Consider the following 2,008-nt stretch of genomic DNA (forward strand, 5'->3'; position numbering starts at 1 on the left):
TTAGCTATATTTTTTTACTTTGCAACAGAACCAATTCAACAATTTGCTTAATTTGATAACCTAACCCAAACGAAATAGATTTAGAATCAATCACTGTAATATTACCATCTACCATATGGCTCGCTTGAACAGCAGTATTATAAGTACCACTTAAGCCTGACGAAAGATGAATACTTATAATTTCAACGTCATCTTGAGCTAATTGCTCATATGTTTCAATAAATCGACCAATAGGTGGTTGACTTGTTTTGACGTCTGCATCATTTTCAATATGATCGATATACTCACTTGAAGAGATATCAACTTGATCAGTGTAAGATTTCCCGTCGATTGTCAGGCTTAATGGTATAACATGAATGTTATGTTGTTTTAAATATTCATGTGATAAATCAGAGGTTGAATCCGTGACGATAATTTGTTTAGCCATAATTGCCTCCTATTTCCCTTTTCTACGCACTAAATGTAAGAATGTATGCGGTATAGTATTTTTTTCATCTAGTTGACCTTCTACTGAAGATTCGACTTCCCAGTTTTCGAATGTGTATGGTGGAAAGAATGTGTCTCCTTGAAACTTTCCATCTATTACTGTGATATACATATCATCTACCTGGTCAATCATTGCTTCGTATAACGTTTGTCCTCCAAATATAAAAACATGACCAGATAACTCTTTAATTTCATCAAGAGAGTTTATAACATCTACCCCTTCATGGTGAAATGAAGCTTGGTTAGTGAGTACGACGTTACGTCTATTTGGCAATGGCTTCCCTATAGAATTAAAAGTTTTCCGTGCCATTACAAGTGTATTCCCAGTGGTCAGTTGTTTAATATGCTTTAAATCATTTGGTAAGTGCCAAGGTAATTGATTTTGGTACCCAATGACTCTTTGTTTATCGTGAGCGACAATTATTGATAATGTCATGGTATACCTCCTTTCTGTATGCGAAATATTAATGCATCTTTTTATACCGCAATAGGTGCTTTAATAGCAGGGTGTGATTCATAATTTATCAATTCTAAATCTTCATAATTAATATCAAAAATTGATTTATCTGTATTAATTTTTAATTGAGGTGGTAGATAACTATCTCTTGATAATTGTGTATGTATTGCATCCATATGATTGGAATAAATATGTGCATCTCCAAATGTATGAATGAATTCACCCACCTCAAGTCCACATTCTTTTGCAACAAGATGTGTCAGTAAAGCATAACTTGCAATATTGAAAGGAACACCTAAAAATATATCAGCACTTCTTTGATATAATTGACAATTTAATTTACCCTCTTGTACGTAAAATTGAAACATTGTGTGGCAAGGTGGTAATGCCATTGAATCGATTTCAGTAGGATTCCATGCTGAAACAATGTGACGTCGAGAGTTTGGATTGGTTTTAATTTGTTGTATAACTGATTTTAATTGATCGTAATGATTTCCATTTTTATCTTCCCAATCTCTCCATTGTTTACCATAAACATTCCCTAAGTTGCCATATTTTTTAGCAAATGCATCATCGTTTAGAATACGTTCTTTAAATTTTTTCATTTCTTCTTTATACTGCTCGTTAAATTCAGGGTCTTGCTGGGAACGATGTCCAAAATCTGTCATGTCTGGTCCATGATAATCATCAGACTGAACATAATTTTCAAATGCCCATTCATTCCATATATTGTTATTATATTTAAGTAGGTATTGAATGTTTGTATCTCCTTTAATAAACCATAATAATTCAGTTGCTACTAATTTAAAAGAAACCTTTTTGGTTGTAAGTAAAGGAAACCCTTTGGTTAAATCGAAACGCAATTGATGCCCAAATTTGGAAATTGTCCCGGTATGTGTGCGATCATCGCGTCTATTCCCTATTTCTAATATCTCTTCGCATAAGCCATGATAAGCTTCGTCGAATGGATTATACATGCGTACAACTCCTTATAAAAATATGTACTATATTAATAAACATTATACTAGAAAAGAGGTTCTGTTGCAAAGTTGAATTTATAATATG

The 2,008-nt window shown here is 32.9% G+C and carries 2 protein-coding genes and 1 pseudogene; all 3 read right to left on the bottom strand.

Annotation, left to right across the window (positions count from 1 at the left end; all coding sequences use genetic code 11):
* Positions 1–28 precede the first annotated feature (28 nt).
* Positions 29–427 (bottom strand): annotated as a pseudogene (locus tag HMPREF2647_RS10610) (DegV family protein); the annotation flags it as partial.
* 9 nt (positions 428–436) lie between these two features.
* Positions 437–922 carry a trimethoprim-resistant dihydrofolate reductase DfrS1 gene (locus tag HMPREF2647_RS10615; RefSeq protein WP_000175735.1) on the bottom strand — a complete coding sequence of 162 codons (486 nt, stop codon included), beginning with the start codon at positions 920–922 and terminating at the stop codon, positions 437–439.
* Between the two features lie 41 nt (positions 923–963).
* Positions 964–1,920: a thymidylate synthase gene (locus HMPREF2647_RS10620; protein WP_000282655.1), complete on the bottom strand. Its 957-nt coding sequence runs from the start codon at positions 1,918–1,920 to the stop codon at positions 964–966.
* Positions 1,921–2,008: the final 88 nt, after the last annotated feature.

The organism is Staphylococcus sp. HMSC035D11 (genome assembly GCF_001836075.1).
GTDB classification, from domain to species: Bacteria; Bacillota; Bacilli; order Staphylococcales; family Staphylococcaceae; genus Staphylococcus; species Staphylococcus hominis.